Origin of the sequence: uncultured Aquimonas sp., from assembly GCF_937888285.1 — a bacterium.
In the GTDB taxonomy this organism is placed as follows: Bacteria; Pseudomonadota; Gammaproteobacteria; order Xanthomonadales; family Xanthomonadaceae; genus Aquimonas.
In genome coordinates this window covers 83506-97521 of the sequence record NZ_CALART010000089.1, presented here as the reverse complement: position 1 = coordinate 97521, position 14016 = coordinate 83506, and the positions used below count along the sequence as shown (strand labels likewise).

At 69.2% G+C, this 14016-nt stretch carries 11 protein-coding genes; 3 read left to right on the top strand and 8 right to left on the bottom strand.

Going from position 1 to position 14016, the window contains the following annotated elements; all coding sequences use genetic code 11:
• Both Q0654_RS16430 and dtd read right to left on the bottom strand, forming a co-directional pair.
• Positions 1-1195 (bottom strand): RNA polymerase sigma factor region1.1 domain-containing protein (locus tag Q0654_RS16430; RefSeq protein WP_298855896.1); only part of this gene is annotated, 1195 nt, incomplete at its 3' end.
• A 146-nt stretch (positions 1196-1341) separates the two neighbouring features.
• Complete coding sequence (dtd, locus tag Q0654_RS16425) at positions 1342-1779, bottom strand: D-aminoacyl-tRNA deacylase (RefSeq protein WP_298855894.1); 438 nt, start codon at positions 1777-1779, stop codon at positions 1342-1344.
• Between the two features lie 57 nt (positions 1780-1836).
• Between dtd and Q0654_RS16420 the strand changes: the two genes are divergently transcribed.
• The 3 genes from Q0654_RS16420 to Q0654_RS16410 all read left to right on the top strand — a co-directional run bounded on the left by Q0654_RS16420 (position 1837) and on the right by Q0654_RS16410 (position 5009).
• The gene (locus tag Q0654_RS16420; protein WP_298855892.1) at positions 1837-2778 is read left to right on the top strand and encodes a lipid A biosynthesis acyltransferase; all 942 of its coding nucleotides are present in this window, start codon (positions 1837-1839) and stop codon (positions 2776-2778) included.
• Positions 2779-2848: 70 nt separating this feature from the next.
• Complete coding sequence (locus tag Q0654_RS16415) at positions 2849-3349, top strand: PH domain-containing protein (protein WP_298855890.1); 501 nt, start codon at positions 2849-2851, stop codon at positions 3347-3349.
• Positions 3336-5009 (top strand): PH domain-containing protein, encoded by a 1674-nt coding sequence (locus Q0654_RS16410; protein WP_298855888.1) that lies wholly within the window; start codon positions 3336-3338, stop codon positions 5007-5009. The genes Q0654_RS16415 and Q0654_RS16410 overlap by 14 nt, the downstream gene beginning before the upstream one ends.
• A 72-nt stretch (positions 5010-5081) precedes the next feature.
• On the opposite strand, the gene Q0654_RS16405 is transcribed toward Q0654_RS16410, so the two are convergent.
• The 6 genes from Q0654_RS16405 to Q0654_RS16380 all read right to left on the bottom strand — a co-directional run bounded on the left by Q0654_RS16405 (position 5082) and on the right by Q0654_RS16380 (position 13671).
• A complete protein-coding gene (locus Q0654_RS16405; RefSeq protein ID WP_298855886.1) occupies positions 5082-6449 on the bottom strand; it encodes a Fic family protein in 1368 nt (455 codons plus the stop codon).
• A gap of 88 nt (positions 6450-6537) precedes the next feature.
• Positions 6538-7998 carry a potassium transporter TrkG gene (locus Q0654_RS16400; RefSeq protein WP_298855884.1) on the bottom strand — a complete coding sequence of 487 codons (1461 nt, stop codon included), beginning with the start codon at positions 7996-7998 and terminating at the stop codon, positions 6538-6540.
• Entirely contained in the window at positions 7995-9371 is a 1377-nt protein-coding gene (gene trkA, locus Q0654_RS16395; RefSeq protein ID WP_298855882.1) for a Trk system potassium transporter TrkA, read from the bottom strand. The genes Q0654_RS16400 and trkA overlap by 4 nt, the downstream gene beginning before the upstream one ends.
• A 101-nt stretch (positions 9372-9472) precedes the next feature.
• Positions 9473-10927, bottom strand: coding sequence for a potassium transporter TrkG (locus Q0654_RS16390; protein ID WP_298855880.1), 1455 nt, complete (start codon positions 10925-10927; stop codon positions 9473-9475).
• Positions 10928-11266: 339 nt separating this feature from the next.
• Positions 11267-12280 (bottom strand): glycosyltransferase family 4 protein, encoded by a 1014-nt coding sequence (locus Q0654_RS16385; protein WP_298855878.1) that lies wholly within the window; start codon positions 12278-12280, stop codon positions 11267-11269.
• The gene (locus tag Q0654_RS16380) at positions 12280-13671 is read right to left on the bottom strand and encodes a sigma-54 dependent transcriptional regulator (RefSeq protein WP_298855876.1); all 1392 of its coding nucleotides are present in this window, start codon (positions 13669-13671) and stop codon (positions 12280-12282) included. Before Q0654_RS16380 ends, Q0654_RS16385 begins: the two co-directional genes overlap by 1 nt.
• Positions 13672-14016: the final 345 nt, after the last annotated feature.

The following is a 14016-nucleotide window of genomic DNA, read 5'->3' as shown; positions in this document are numbered from 1 at the left end:
CGCGGTTGGTGTACTTCTTGGCGATCGAGATCACCAGGCGCAGGTTGGCCTCGACCATCTCCTTCTTCGCCTTGCGCGCCTTGGCCTCGCCGATGGCCATGGTGCGGTTGATTTCCTTGATGTCCGACAGCGAGAGCGACAGCGCCTGCTCAAGGCCGGCCATGCGCTCCTGCTCGGCGACCACCTGGTCCTTGACCTCGCGCAGGCCGGACGACCACTTCTGCTTGCGGCGGATCATCTCGTCCGCCCAGGTCAGATCGGTCTCGGCACCGGGGAAGGTACGCAGGAAATCCTTGCGCGGCATCTTGGCCTGGCGCACGCAGAGGTCGGTGATCGCGCGCTCGTGGCCGCGGATCTCGCCGACCACCTCGCGCAGCTTGCGCACGAAGCCTTCCATCTGCAGCGGGTGCAGCTTCAGCGTGAGGAAGATCTCGGCCATCTCCTCGCGCAGCTTGATGACCTTCTTGTCGGCCGGGCCGACCTTGCCGTGGCCCTTCTGGAACTTGGCGTACAGGCCGCGCAGTTCGTCCATGCGGCGGGCGACTTCGGCCGGGTCCGGGCCGGTGTCGGCGGGGCTGGCGTCGGCGTCGTCCTCGGCGACCTCTTCCTCTTCCTCGTCCTCGACCTCGGCGTCGTCGGCGACGGCCACCGGCTCGGGCACCGGCTCGTCGATGGCATCAAGGAAGCCGACGACGATCTCGTTGAGGCGCTTCTTGCCTTCGAGGTGCTGGTCGTAGTCTTCCAGCAGCATCTGCACGGACCACGGGAAGCTGGCCAGCGCGCCCTGTACCTGCAGCAGGCCCTCCTCGATGCGCTTGGCGATGGCGATTTCGCCCTCGCGCGTCAGCAGCTCGACCGTGCCCATCTCGCGCATGTACATGCGCACGGGGTCAGTGGTGCGGCCGGCTTCGGAATCCAGCGAAGACAGCGCGGCCACGGCTTCTTCCGTCGCGGTGTCGTCGTCGGTGCCGCGCGAGCCTTCGGCCAGCAGCAGCGTTTCGGCATCCGGCGCAACTTCGTGCACCGCGATGCCCATGTCGTTGATCATTCCGATGATGTCTTCGATCTGCTCGGATTCGACGACGTCGTCGGGCAGCAGATCGTTGATTTCGGAATAGGTCAGATAGCCCTGCTCGCGGCCCTTTTGGATGAGCTGCTTGATCTCGGACTGCTGTTCCTGCTTTTCGATGGCCATGCGGCGCCCGGGTTGGATGCGGGTGGAAGTGAACGCGGCAGTATACGCGGCCGAGGGCCTCGCTGCCATGTTTATGAATGCAAAGCGTTTTTTGCTGGGCTGGGGTTCAGGCCCGCGGGGCGAGCCGGCATGCAAGAGCCCTGCCGTCAGGTTTCCAGCCAGAACGTCACCGGCCCGTCGTTCACCAGCGACACCCTCATATGGGCGCCGAACTCGCCGGCTTCAACCCTTGGATGTCGGGCCCGCGCCAGCGCCAGCAACTCGTCGAAACGCTGGCGGCCGAGCGCCGGCGGCGCGGCCGTGCTGAAGCTGGGGCGCAGGCCGCTGCCGGTATCGGCGGCCAGCGTGAACTGCGGCACCAGCAGCAGGCCGCCGCCTGTGTCTTTCAGCGCCAGGTTCATGCGCCCTTCGCTGTCGCTGAACACGCGGTAGCCGAGCAGCTTCTGCAGCAGGCGCTCGACCTGCGGCGCGCCGTCATCAGGCTGCACGCCGATCAGGGCCAGCAGGCCGGCCTCGATGCGGCCGGTGCAGCGGTCGTCGACATCGACGCGCGCTTCGGTGACGCGCTGGATCAGGGCGATCATGCGGAGTGGGCTTCGCGGCGGGCAGGGGCGGCGGACTATCCGGGCTAAACTCCGCGCATGTCCAGCGCCCCCGAACCGCGCGGCCGCGATCGCGCGCTCGCCGCCCTGCTGCACGCCCTGATGCGGATCATCGGCCGCCTGCCGCTGCGCGCGCTGCATGCGATTGGCGCGGTGCTCGGCGACCTCGCCCGGCGTTTCAACAACCGCGAGACCCGGATCGCCCGCCGCAATCTTGAGCTCTGCCTGCCCGAGCTCGACGCCGATGCCCGCGAAGCGCTGCTGGTCGAGGTCATGCGCGATGCCGGCCGCACGCTCACCGAAACCTGTCGGCTGTGGACGCGGCCGCAGGCCGAGAATCTGGGCCTGGTCCGCGAGCTGGCCGGCGAGGATCTGTTCCGCGCGGCGCTGTCCAAAGGGCGCGGCCTGATCGTCTGCGCGCCGCACCTCGGCAACTGGGAGCTGCTGAACCAGTACCTCGCGGCGAACACGCCGGTCTCGATCGTCTACCGGCCGGCGCGCCAGGGCTTCACCGAGCTGCTGCTGCGGCGGGTGCGCCAGCATCCCGGGGTCAGCCAGGTGCGCGCCGAGGCCGCCGGCGTGCGTCAGCTGTTCCGCGATCTCAAGGCCGGCGGCGTGCTGGGGATCCTGCCCGACCAGCAGCCCAAGCAGGGCGAGGGCGAACACGCCCTGTTCTTCGGCGTGCCTGCCTTGACCATGACCCTGGTCTCGCGGCTGCTGGAACGCACCGAAGCGGCCGTCCTGTTCGCCTATGCCGAACGCCTGCCCGGGGCCCGCGGATTCCGCATGGTGTTCCTGCCCGCGCCCGAGGGCATGGCCGGCAGCGACCGCGCAGCGCTGCAGGCGCTGAACCGCGGCGTCGAAGCCTGCGTGCGCCGTGCGCTCCCGCAGTACCAGTGGGGCTATAAACGCTTCAGCATGCAGCCGCACGCGCGGCGCAGCGTCTACGACCACGCCGGCGCCGTCGAGCGCGAGTGGTAGGCGCTGCACGCGGTCACAACTGCGGCGCCGGCAGCATCGCAGCGCGCGCATTCATTGAGGTGCGATGTCCATGTCCGAATCCGTTGAGAGTTCCGCTGCGAGCGAAGCGGTCGCGCTGAAGCCGCTGGCGCCGCAGGCGCGCTGGGGTTTCCATCTGGGCTGGGCGATCGCGGCGCTGGTGCCGCTGCTGCCGATCGGTCTGATCTCCGGCGCCAACGATTTCGAGGGTCTGCGTCTGCTGGGCGTCCTGGCAGCGGTGTTCCTCGCCCTGCAGCTCGCCGCCTTCCTGTTCGCCCGCGCCAGCTACCGGCGCACGCGCTATGCGCTCGATGCCGAAGGCCTGCTGATCCAGCGCGGCGTGATCTGGCAGAGCGAAACCCGGGTGCCGCGCTCGCGCGTGCAGCACACCGATCTCAATCGAGGGCCGATCGACCGCTGGCTGGGCCTGGCCGAACTGCGCGTGCACACCGCCGGCACGCGGCTGGCGGCCGTCAGTCTCGGTGGCCTGAGTGAGGACGAAGCGCGCCGCCTGCGCAACGATCTGCTGGGAGAGGACGATGACGCCGTCTGAGCCCGGCCCGCCCGCCGAACGCCTTCAGCCCGACGCGCCGAGGCGCGTGCAGCCGCCGCCGCTGCCGGCGCAACTGCCCACCGCGGGCGAGTCTGGCGCGGTGCTGGGCGAAGCCGGCGAGGCGGCAGTCGCGCGCCTGCGCGCCGAGCATGACCGCCGCCTGCATCCGCTGTCCTGGCTGTTCGTGCTGCTCGGCAGCCTGCGCCAGTTCGCCCTGCCGCTGATCGCCTTTGTGGTGTTCGGCCAGCGCGCCGACGAGGACGAGCTGTGGTTCCAGGCGCTGGGCCTGGCGGCCGGCCTGCTGCTCACGCTGGGCGCAGTGGCGCGCTACTTCACTTACCGCTTCCGCATCGAGCGCGGCGTGCTGGTGGTGCGTTCGGGCCTGCTGAATCGCAACCTGCGGCAGATCCCGCTCACCCGCATCCAGAACGTGGCGCTGAAGCAGGGCCTGCTGCATCGCCTGCTGGGCGTGGCCGAGGTGCGGCTGGAGTCGGCGGTCGGCGGCGGCACGCCCGAGGCGCAGATGCAGGTGCTGTCGCTGGCCGATGCCGCGGCGCTGGAAGCGGTGGTGCAGGCCGCCGCCGAAGCGCAGCCGCTGCCCGCGGCAGGCGCGTCCGCAGCGAACGCCTTCGACGCGGTGCCGGTCGCGCGTGCGGATGACGTGCTGCTGCAGCTCGACACGGTCGAGCTGGTCAAGCTGGGGCTCACCTCGAACCGCGGTCTGGTGCTGGGCGCCGTCGGCTTCGGCGCCTTTGCCCAGTTCGGTGGCGATGGCTTCGGCCGCACGATCGCCAACACCGCCGAGGCCGGCGTCGAGTACGCCGGCCAGCTCGGTCTGGGCTGGGCGCAGTGGCTGCTGCTCGGTTTCGTTCTGCTGTTGGCGTTTCTGGCCGTGGCACGCGCGGTGGCGGTGCTGCTGGTGGTGCTGCAGTTCCACGGCTTCCGGCTCGTCGAGAACGCCGGCAGCCTGGGCGTCGAGCAGGGCCTGCTGACCCGCCTGCGCATGCGCGCGCCGCTGGCCAAGATCCAGCGCTGGACCGTGTACGACAGCCTGCTGCACCGCTTCTTCGACCGCCGCAGCGTGCGCGTCGAAACCGCAGCGCTGCAGGCCGTCAACGAACAGCAGGCGCTCTCGGATGTGATTCCAATCGCGCCGCCCGTGCAGATCGATGCACTGATCGAGCGCTGGCTGCCCGCCATCGACTGGGGCCGCTGGACCTGGCAGCCCCTACACCCGCGCGCCTGGCGCCGCGTGCTGTTCCCCTCACTGCTGTTGATCGGCGGCCTGACCGCGCTGGCGACCCTGCGCTTCGGGGCCTGGGCCCTGCTGCTGCCGGTACTGCTGCTGCCGCTGGCGGTGCTGCGGGCGCGTGGGCTCGCCAAGCGCTGCGGCTGGGTGCTGAGCGACCACGTGCTGGCCTGGCGCAGCGGCTGGCTCGACCGCCACGTGTCCTTCGCCGAAGTACATCGCCTGCAGGGCCTGCGACTGTCGCAGTCGCCCTTCGATCGTTACCACGGCATGGCCACGCTGTATGCCGACACCGCCGGCAGCAGCCCTTTCACCCACCAGCTGGAGCTGCGCTACCTGCCAGAGGCCGAGGCCCGCGCCTTGTTCGCCGAGCTCAGTCGGCGCATCGCGCGGCGGCGGCTGCAGTGGTGAGCCGCTGTGTGTCGCACCGCTTGGCCTTGGTTCGACGCGCGGTGCTGACGGAACCTCGCCAGCAGTAGAGGTTCAGCGACGCTTGAGGCGCTGTTCCAGATCGACTGGCACCACGAACAGGTAGCGCTTCCCCTCACGCGTCTTGTTCAGCAGGCGAAGTGTGTCGGCCATGGCCAGCAGATCCTTGCGCGCAATGTCGTAGGACACGCCGTGCGAGCGCTGGTGCTCCTCGATGACGTAGGCGAAGCGCGGGTGCTTCAAGGCATGTCGCAGCAGGGCGATCTGGCGGAAGTTGAGTTTGCCGGCGAGGCGCGGATTGCGCGTCAGCATCTGCTCGGCTTCGCCGATGTCGCGGACCTTCTCGCGCAGGTAGCCATGCAGCGCGTCCACCGCCTTGCGCACCACGTCCAGCTGATGGATCAGGAAGTAGCTCAGATCGTTGTCGTCTGTCTCGGTGTGAAGATAGGCGCGGCCGTACTGGGCGGGGGCCTGTTTGATGATCTTCGAGATCGAGATGAACTCGGTCAGCCAGTAGCCCTCGCGGGCCATCGCCCAATAGAACAGTGCGCGCGCCGTACGGCCATTGCCATCGCAAAAAGGATGGTCGTATCCGAGCATGAAATGCAGCGCGACGGCCTTGACCACCGGATGCAGAAATCCGCCCTGGGCATCCGCTTCCGTTGAGTCGGCGTTGGCAAAGTCGCACAGACGTTGTAGGCGTTCGGGCAATTGCTCTGCCGGGGGCGGCGTATGCAGCACGACATGGCTCAGGTTGTCGACGACCTCGAAGTGCTCGTCCGGGCGACGCAGGCGACCCGCGTGGTCCTCATCGTCAAGCGTGCCCCGCGTAAGCATGCGCTGCAGCTCACACACCATCGAGGGGGTGAGCGGATCGTGCCGATGCTCACGGATGAACTGCATGGCCGCGTAGTTGTTGGCAATCATCCGCTCGCTCCGGTCGCGCGGCTCGCGTCCGGAGCGGATCATCTCGCGCGCAACGTTCTGCGTGGTTGAAGCGCCTTCGAGCTGGCTTGAACTGATCGACTCCTCGATCAGGCTACGGATCAGAAAGGTCTTCTGCTGTTCGCTGTTGGCGATCGCGGGCTCAGCCTGGATCGAGCCGGCGGCATGGCGGTCCAGCCAATGCAACTCCCGCTGCACCTCGCCGGGCAGACCGTACTGGAAGGGCCGGCCGCGCTTGTCGAGCAGGGGTAAGGGCCGAAAACTCTTGCGGCGGGCCAGCTTGATGCCCAGCCACCACTGCTCGTGGCTCAGCCCTTCAGGCGGCTGCAGATGGCGCAGCTTGTCCCAGTGCAGATAGCGGCCTTGGGCGTCGACGTCGATCGACTGGCTGAGCAGACGACTCGCGAGCTCGGGGTCCTGCGCAAGTGTAGCCGTGAGAACTGGCTCGATTCTGGGCGGATCTACCGGCAGCTGCACCTTGATTACCTCCGCTGCTTCAGAGGTTTACGCGGGCAGTCACTATTTCATGCGTGTTTTTGAAAAACAAGCATGAACGCCGCGCGAGCTACTCCCGCCAGAACCCCGGCGTCAGCAGCACCAGCACCGAGAACACCTCCAGACGCCCCATGATCATCGCGAAGGTGCCGAGCCAGACGGCGCCGCTGTTGACCTCGGCGAAGTTGTAGGCGACATCGCCCAGGCCGGGGCCCAGGTTGGTCAGCGTGGCCACGGCGGCGCCGAAGCTGGACAGGATGTCGAGGCCGCTCAGGTTCATCGCCAGCGTCAGCATCACGAACACGAACATGTAGATCGCGAGAAAGCCGCTGACCGACAGCACCACGCTTTCCGAGACTGGCCGGCCGCCCATCTTGACCAGGAACTTGCCCTTGGGGTGGACCAGCTGCTTGACCTCGCGGAAGCCCTGGCGCAGCACCATGATCACGCGCGCCACCTTGATGCCCGAGGCGGTCGAGCCGGCGCAGCCGCCGATGAAGGCGAGGCCGACCAGCAGCAGGGGCGAGATGCTGGCCCACTCGCTGAAGCCGACCGTGGCGAAGCCGGTGGTGGTGAGGTTCGAAACCACCTGGAAGGTGGCGTGGCGGAGCGACTCGCCGGCGGAGGTGAAGCTGCCGCCGAACCACAGCGCGGCGGCCACGATCAGGCTGGCGCCGAGGATGATGCGCAGGTAGTTCTTGAGCTCGGAGTCGGCGTAGTAAGGCGCCATGGTGGCCCGCCGCCAGGCGATGAAATGCAGGCCGAAGTTCATGCCGCCGATCGCCATGAAGAACACCGCCATCCAGTCGAGCAGGGCGCTGTCCCAGTAGCCGAAGCCGGCGTCATGGGTGGAGAAGCCGGCGGTCGAGATCGTCGCCATGGCGTGGCAGACCGCGTCGAACAGCGTCATGCCGCCGACCCAGTAGGCCGCCGCGCAGAGCACGGTCAGGCCGATGTAGACCGCCCACAGCGCCTTGGCGGTTTCGGCGATGCGCGGGGTCAGCTTGGTGTCGCGGGTCAGGCCCGCGCTTTCGGCGCGGAACAGCTGGGTGCCACCGATCTTCAGCATCGGCAGGATCGCCACCGAGAGGATCACGATGCCCATGCCGCCGACGAACTGCAGCAGCTGGCGATAGAACAGCACCGAACGCGGCAGCTCGTCGAGGCCGACGATGACCGTGGCGCCGGTGGTGGTGAGCCCGCTGGTCGCTTCGAACATGGCCGCGGTGAAGCTCAGGTAGGGCGGCGCGTACATGAAGGGCAGGGCGGAAACGAAGCTCGCCAGCAGCCAGGTCAGGGTGACGATCAGGAAGCCGTCGCGCAGGCGCAGCTGGTAGTTGATGTTGCGCACCGGCAGCCACAGGGCCAGGCCGATCACCGCGGACAGGGCGAAGCTCGACAGGAACACATGGCCGGTGCCATCGCCCCAGGCGAAGCCGAGCGCGGCCGGCGGCAGCTTCGACAGCGAGGACACCGCGACGATGATGCCCAGCACGCGCTGGATCGCGAAGACGCGCCGGCTTGCACTCACAGCCAGGTGGCTCCGGCGTGGAACAGGGCGGTCAGCTCGGGCAGGCGGTTCTTGTCGGTGAGGAACACGATCAGGTGATCCTCCGCTTCGATGACCACGTCATGGTGGGCGATGATCAGCTTGTCGCCGCGGACGATGCCGCCGATGGTCGCCGACTCCGGCAGCTTCAGCTCTTCGATCGCGCGACCGATGATGCGCGAGCTGCGGGCGTCGCCGCGGGCGACGACTTCGATCGCTTCGGCGGCGCCGCGACGCAGGCTGTGCACCCGCGCCGGCGCGCCTTCGCGCACATGCGCCAGCAGCGCGCCGAGCGTGATCTGCTGCGGACTGATGGCGATGTCGATGCTGCTGCCCTCGACCAGGTCGGCGTAGGCCGGACGGTTGATCAGCGACATCACCCGCTGGCAACCCATGCGCTTGGCCAGCATGGCCGACAGGATGTTGGCTTCATCGTCGTTGGTCAGCGCGCAGTAGACGTCGGTCTGGTCGATGTTCTCCTCGCGCAGCAGGTCCTCGTCGGCGCAGTCGCCGACCAGCACGATCGAGTTAACGAGGTCTTCGGCGATCTTCTTGGCGCGCTCCTTGGAGCGCTCCAGCACCTTCACGCTGAAGCGGCCTTCGAGTGCCTTGGCGAGGTTGCGGCCGATGTTGCCGCCGCCGGCGATGAACACGCGCTTGGCCGGGCGGTCGACGCGTCGCAGCTCGCTCATCACGGTGGTGATGTTCTTGCGGTCGGCGAGGAAGAACACTTCGTCGTCAACGTGGATGACCGTCGCCGCGGTCGGCACGATCGGCTTGCCCTGGCGGAAAATCGCGGCGACGCGCGCATCCACGCCGGGCGGCAGGTGGTCGCGCAGCTCGCGGATCTCGTGCCCGACCAGCTTGCCCTGCTGCACCGCGCGCACGGCCACCAGCTGGGCGCGGCCATCGGCGAAGTCCAGCACCTGCAGTGCGCCGGGAAACTCGATCAGGCGCTGCACGTGGTGGTAGACCTGCGCCTCCGGGCTGATCGCCACATCCACCGAGGAGCGGTCGCGACGGATGAACTCGGCGGCGCCGAGGTAGTCGCTTTCGCGCAGGCGGGCGATGCGGGTGGGCGTGCGGAACAGCAGGTCGCAGACCCGGCAGGCGACCAGGTTCACTTCATCGCTGCTGGTGACCGCGACCACGAGGTCGGCGTCTTCGGCGCCGGCGTGGCTCAGCACGCGCGGCAGGCTGGCGTGGCCCTCGACCGTGCGGATGTCGAGGCGTTCGGCCAGCTCGCGCAGGCGCGCGAGATCGGTGTCGACCACGGTGATGTCGTTGTTCTCGGTCGACAGTGCCGCTGCCACCGAGGAGCCGACCTGGCCCGCGCCCAGGATGAGAATTTTCATGCGTGAACCAACGCTCCCCTTCACCTCGGAACATCGCGCTTGATGGCGCTGTCGCGATGCCAGCCGAATGATCGCATGCCCGCGCAGGGCGGGCGTCTTCACTACTCGCGCCAGAAGCCCGGCGTGAGCAGCACCAGCACCGAGAACACCTCCAGCCGGCCCATCAGCATGGCCAGGCTGCCCAGCCAGACCACGGCATCGTTGGCTTCGCCAAAGCTCATGGCCACGCTGCCGAGGCCCGGCCCCGCATTGGTCAGCGTGCCGACCGTGCCGCCGAAGGCCGAGAGGATATCGAGCCCGGCCGCGTTCATCGCCAGGGTGATCGCGATGAAGCACAGCGCCCACAGGATGAAGAAGCCCGAGACCGAGATCACCGCGCTCTCCGACAGCGGCTTGCCGCCCAGCTTGACCAGGAACTTGCCCTTGGGATGCACCAGCTGCTTGACCTCGCGATAGCCCTGGCGGAACAGCAGCACCGCGCGCGAGACCTTGATGCCGCCCGAGGTCGAGCCCGAGCAGCCGCCGATCACGGCCACGCCCAGCACCAGCAGCGGCGCCACGCCGGGCCACTGGGTGAAGTCGGCGGTGAGCAGGCCGGTGGTGGTGATCAGCGAGGTGATCTGGAAGACCGCGTGGCGCAGGGCGGCGCCGGCATCGGCATAGCTGCCGCTGAACCAGAGCAGGGCGGCGACCAGCAGGCTGCTGACGCCGATGATGCGCAGGAAGGCCTGCAGCTCGGAGTCGCTGTAGTAGCCGCTCAGGCTGGCGCGGCGCCAGGCCACGAAGTGCAGGCCGAAGTTCATGCCGCCGATCAGCATGAAGACGATGGCGATGCACTCCAGCAGGGCGCTGTCGAAGTGGGCGAAGCTGGCGTCGTAGTTGGCGAAGCCGCCGGTCGAGAGCGTCGACATGGCATGGCAGACCGCATCGAACAGGCTCATGCCGGCCACCCAGTAGGCCGCCGCGCAGAGCAGGGTCAGGCCGGCATAGACCGCCCACAGCGACTTCGCGGTTTCGGCCACCCGCGGCGTCATCTGGGAGTCGCGGTTCAGGCCCGTGCTTTCGGCGCGGAACAGCTGGGTGCCGCCGATCTTCAGCATCGGCAGGATCGCGACCGAGAGGATGACGATGCCCATGCCGCCGATGAAATGCAGCACCTGGCGGTAGAACAGCACCGACTTCGGCAGCTGGTCCAGGCCGCTGATCACCGTCGCGCCGGTCGTGGTGAGGCCCGATGCCGCCTCGAACATCGCCTGCGCGAAGTCGAGATGCGGCGGCGCGTACATGAAGGGCAGGGCGGACACCGCGCTGGCCAGTACCCAGGTCAGAGTCACGACCAGAAAGCCGTCGCGCAGGCGCAGCTGGTAGTCGGCGCCGCGCACCGGCAGCCACAGCAGCAGCCCGGCGAGCATCGTCGCCGCGAAGCTCGACAGGAAGACGGTCGCCGTGTCTTCGCCCAAGGCCAGCGCCAGCACGGCTGGCGGCAGCTTGGACAGCGAGGTGGAGGCGATGACGATGGCGAAGACGCGCAGGATGGCGCGCGCGCGCGGGCTCATGCGCGCAGCCTCCGCGGCCACGGCATGCGCCGGCCGCAGCCCTCACTTCCCCACCCGACCATGCACGTCGCTCCCGACCCAGGACCATCGCGCCGGTCGGTGGCCCGGGAGGGGCGCGGCCGGAACTGGATGCTGCAGGCGCACATTGTCGCGCCGGCGGCCCCGGGCTTGGCAAGCCCCCGACCAGCAGGCTGTTGAAGAACAGCCTGCTGGCCCGGCCAGGGATGGCCGGGACGACGAAGCAGGCGCGTAAGCGATGGGTTTGTGGTGAGGCGGTACGGACCTGCGCCGGACCGCCGACTTGAAAAACGCCCCGGAAGGGAGTCTTTCAACAAACTGCTATCCGGCCGGCGTCAGCCGCGCATACCAGGCCTCGATCTCGGCCATCCGTGCGTCGGCGCCGAAGCGCTCCAGCGCATAGGCCTGACGCGGCGGCGGTGCGTCCAGCAGCGGGCGCAGGGCCGCTGCCAAGGCCTTCGCATCGCCGATCGGCAGCAGCGGGCGGCCGATCACCTCGGCCAGATGGCGCGCGCCCTCGCTGGCGCTCGCGATCACCGGCAGGCCGCTGCGCATGGCTTCCAGCAGGACGAGGCCGAAGGGCTCGTTGCGGGCCGGGCTGACGAAGACATCAAACGCCGACAGCCAGTCGGAAGGGCGCTCGACGAAGCCCGGCATCAGCACCTCGGCCGGGGCCGAGGCGCGCAGCGATTTCCATGCGCCGCCGGCGCCGACCAGGGCCAGCCGCGCGCGCGCCGGGTCCGGCGCCAGCTGCCGCCAGGCATCGAGCAGCACGTCCATGCCCTTGCCCGGCTCGGCGCGGCCGAGCGCGCCGATCAGAACGGTGTTGGCATCCAGGCCCAGCTCGGCGCGCAGGCGTTCGCGGGCGCCGGCGTCGAAGCCCGGCGCCTGGGTCCAGTTGTCGATCTGCACGCTGCGCGCGCGCAGGGCCGCTGGAATCGCCGGCAGCTGCCAGGGCGCGATCGCAATCAGCCCGTCGAGATCGGCATGCTGCTGCGGCTTGTAGTGGATGTGCAGGGTGGCGACCCGGCGCAGACCGGGCACGTGCAGGCCGCGCAGGGCGCGGCAGCCGCCGCTCAGATGCGCGTGGGCGACGTCCGGGCGCTGCTGCTTCAGCCAGCGCCGCGCCCGCCAGCGCGACAGCCATTCGCCGCAGTCGACCACCTGCACCTTGGGCGAGAGCCGGTGGGCGATCGCATCGGCGCGCGGCTCGAAGGCGCAGTGGCGCAGCAGTACCGTCACCTCGTGGCGTTCGGCCTGGGCGTTGGCCAGTTCGACGGCGTAGCGCTCACTGCCGGCGAAGCGGCGGGTCAGCAGCAGGTGGGCGATGCGCATCAGCCGTCCTTGCCGGGGCGCAGCTCGATGCCGAGGTCGCGCAGCTTGCGGTACAGATGCGTACGCTCCATGCCGACCGCCTTGGCCAGCTTGCCGACGCTGCCTTCGCACTGCTCCAGCCAGTGCAGCAGGTAGGCCCGCTCGAACTGGTCGCGGGCTTCGCGCAGCGGCTGCGAGAAGTCGGCGCGGAAGCCGCCCTCGTCGCCGCTGGCGGCACTGGCCGCAGGCGCCGCCGCAGGGCGACGACCGAGCGCGGATTCCACCTCGCCGGCCTCGATCTGCTCGTCGCCGCCCAGCACCAGCAGGCGCTGCACCAGCGCGCGCAACTCGCGCAGGTTCCCTGGCCAGGTGTGCGCGGCGAGGCGCGCCGCAGCGGCCTCGCTGAAGCGGCGCGGCGGCAGGCGGTCACGGCTGACGAAGTGCTCGGCCAGGGCCTGTGCCTGCGTCAGCACATCGGCGCCGCGCTCGCGCAGCGGCGGCACCCGCAGCGGCAGCACGTTGAGCTGGTAGTAGAGGTCCTCGCGGAGCCGTTGGCCCGCAAGTTCGGCTTCCAGATCGCGACTGCTGGCGGCGATCACCCGCGCGCGCAGCGGCACCGGCTGGCGGCCGCCGACGCGCAGCAGCTCGCGGCGCTCGAGCACGCTGGACAGGCGCAGCTGCAGCTCGGGGCCGAGCTCGGTCAGCTCGTCGAGATAGAGGGTGCCACCTTCGGCGCGTTCGATCAGGCCGGGCACGCTGCCGGCCTCACCCTCGGAACCGAACAGCGTCGCCGCCGCGGCCTCGTCGGCGATCGCGGCACCGGCGACGGTGACGAAGGGCTGGCCGGCACGCCCCGAGTGCTCGTGCATCCAGCGGGCCAGCCCTTCCTTGCCGGTGCCGGCTTCGCCGAGCAGCAGCACCGGCGCATCGACGCCGGCCAGGCGCTCAAGCTGCGCGCGCAGGCGCTGCATGACCGCCGACTCGCCCAGCGGTGCCACCGACGGACTGAGCTGGCGACGCAGGGCCTGGTTGTCGGCGCGCAGGCGCTGGGCCTCCAGCGCACGCTCCAGGGTGATCAGCAGCTTGGCCAGGGTCACCGGCTTCTCGATGAAGTCGTAGGCGCCCAGCCGCGTGGCCTCGACCGCGGTCTCGATGGTGCCGTGGCCGGACATCATCACCACCGGCGTGTCGTCGCCGGCGGTCTTCCACTCGCGCAGCAGGGCGATGCCGTCGGTACCGGGCATCCAGATGTCGAGCAGCACGGCATCGAAGCGGCCCTCGCCGCGTGCCGCGCGCGCGGCCTCGGCGTGCTCGGCGGTCGCTACCGCATAGCCCTCGTCCTCCAGCACTTCGGACAGCAGCTGACGGATATCGGGCTCGTCATCGACCACGAGCAGGCGGGCATTGGGCATGGGCGGACTTCCTGCGGAGCGTCGCCAAGAGCGCAGGGCGGACGCGAAGCCTGCAAGGATAGCGGCAGGTCGGGTGCGCGTGTCGCGCAGCAACGCTGGCGAATGACGCGAGCATCAAGTCGAAGCCCACACCGTGTGATCGCGGTTTTCCGCCCCCTTCGTCCGCGCGTTCGCCTCTGGCTCTGCGTTCGCGTCATCGACGCTTGGTGCGCCACAGGCGCACCCTATGCGGATCGGGGCTGTGGCTTCGATCGGGCGAAGGCGTCTCTCTTGGTCGTAGGGTGCGCGTGTCGCGCACCAAAGCTGGCGGATGACGCAAGAGCCGCGCCGAAGCTCACACGTGAT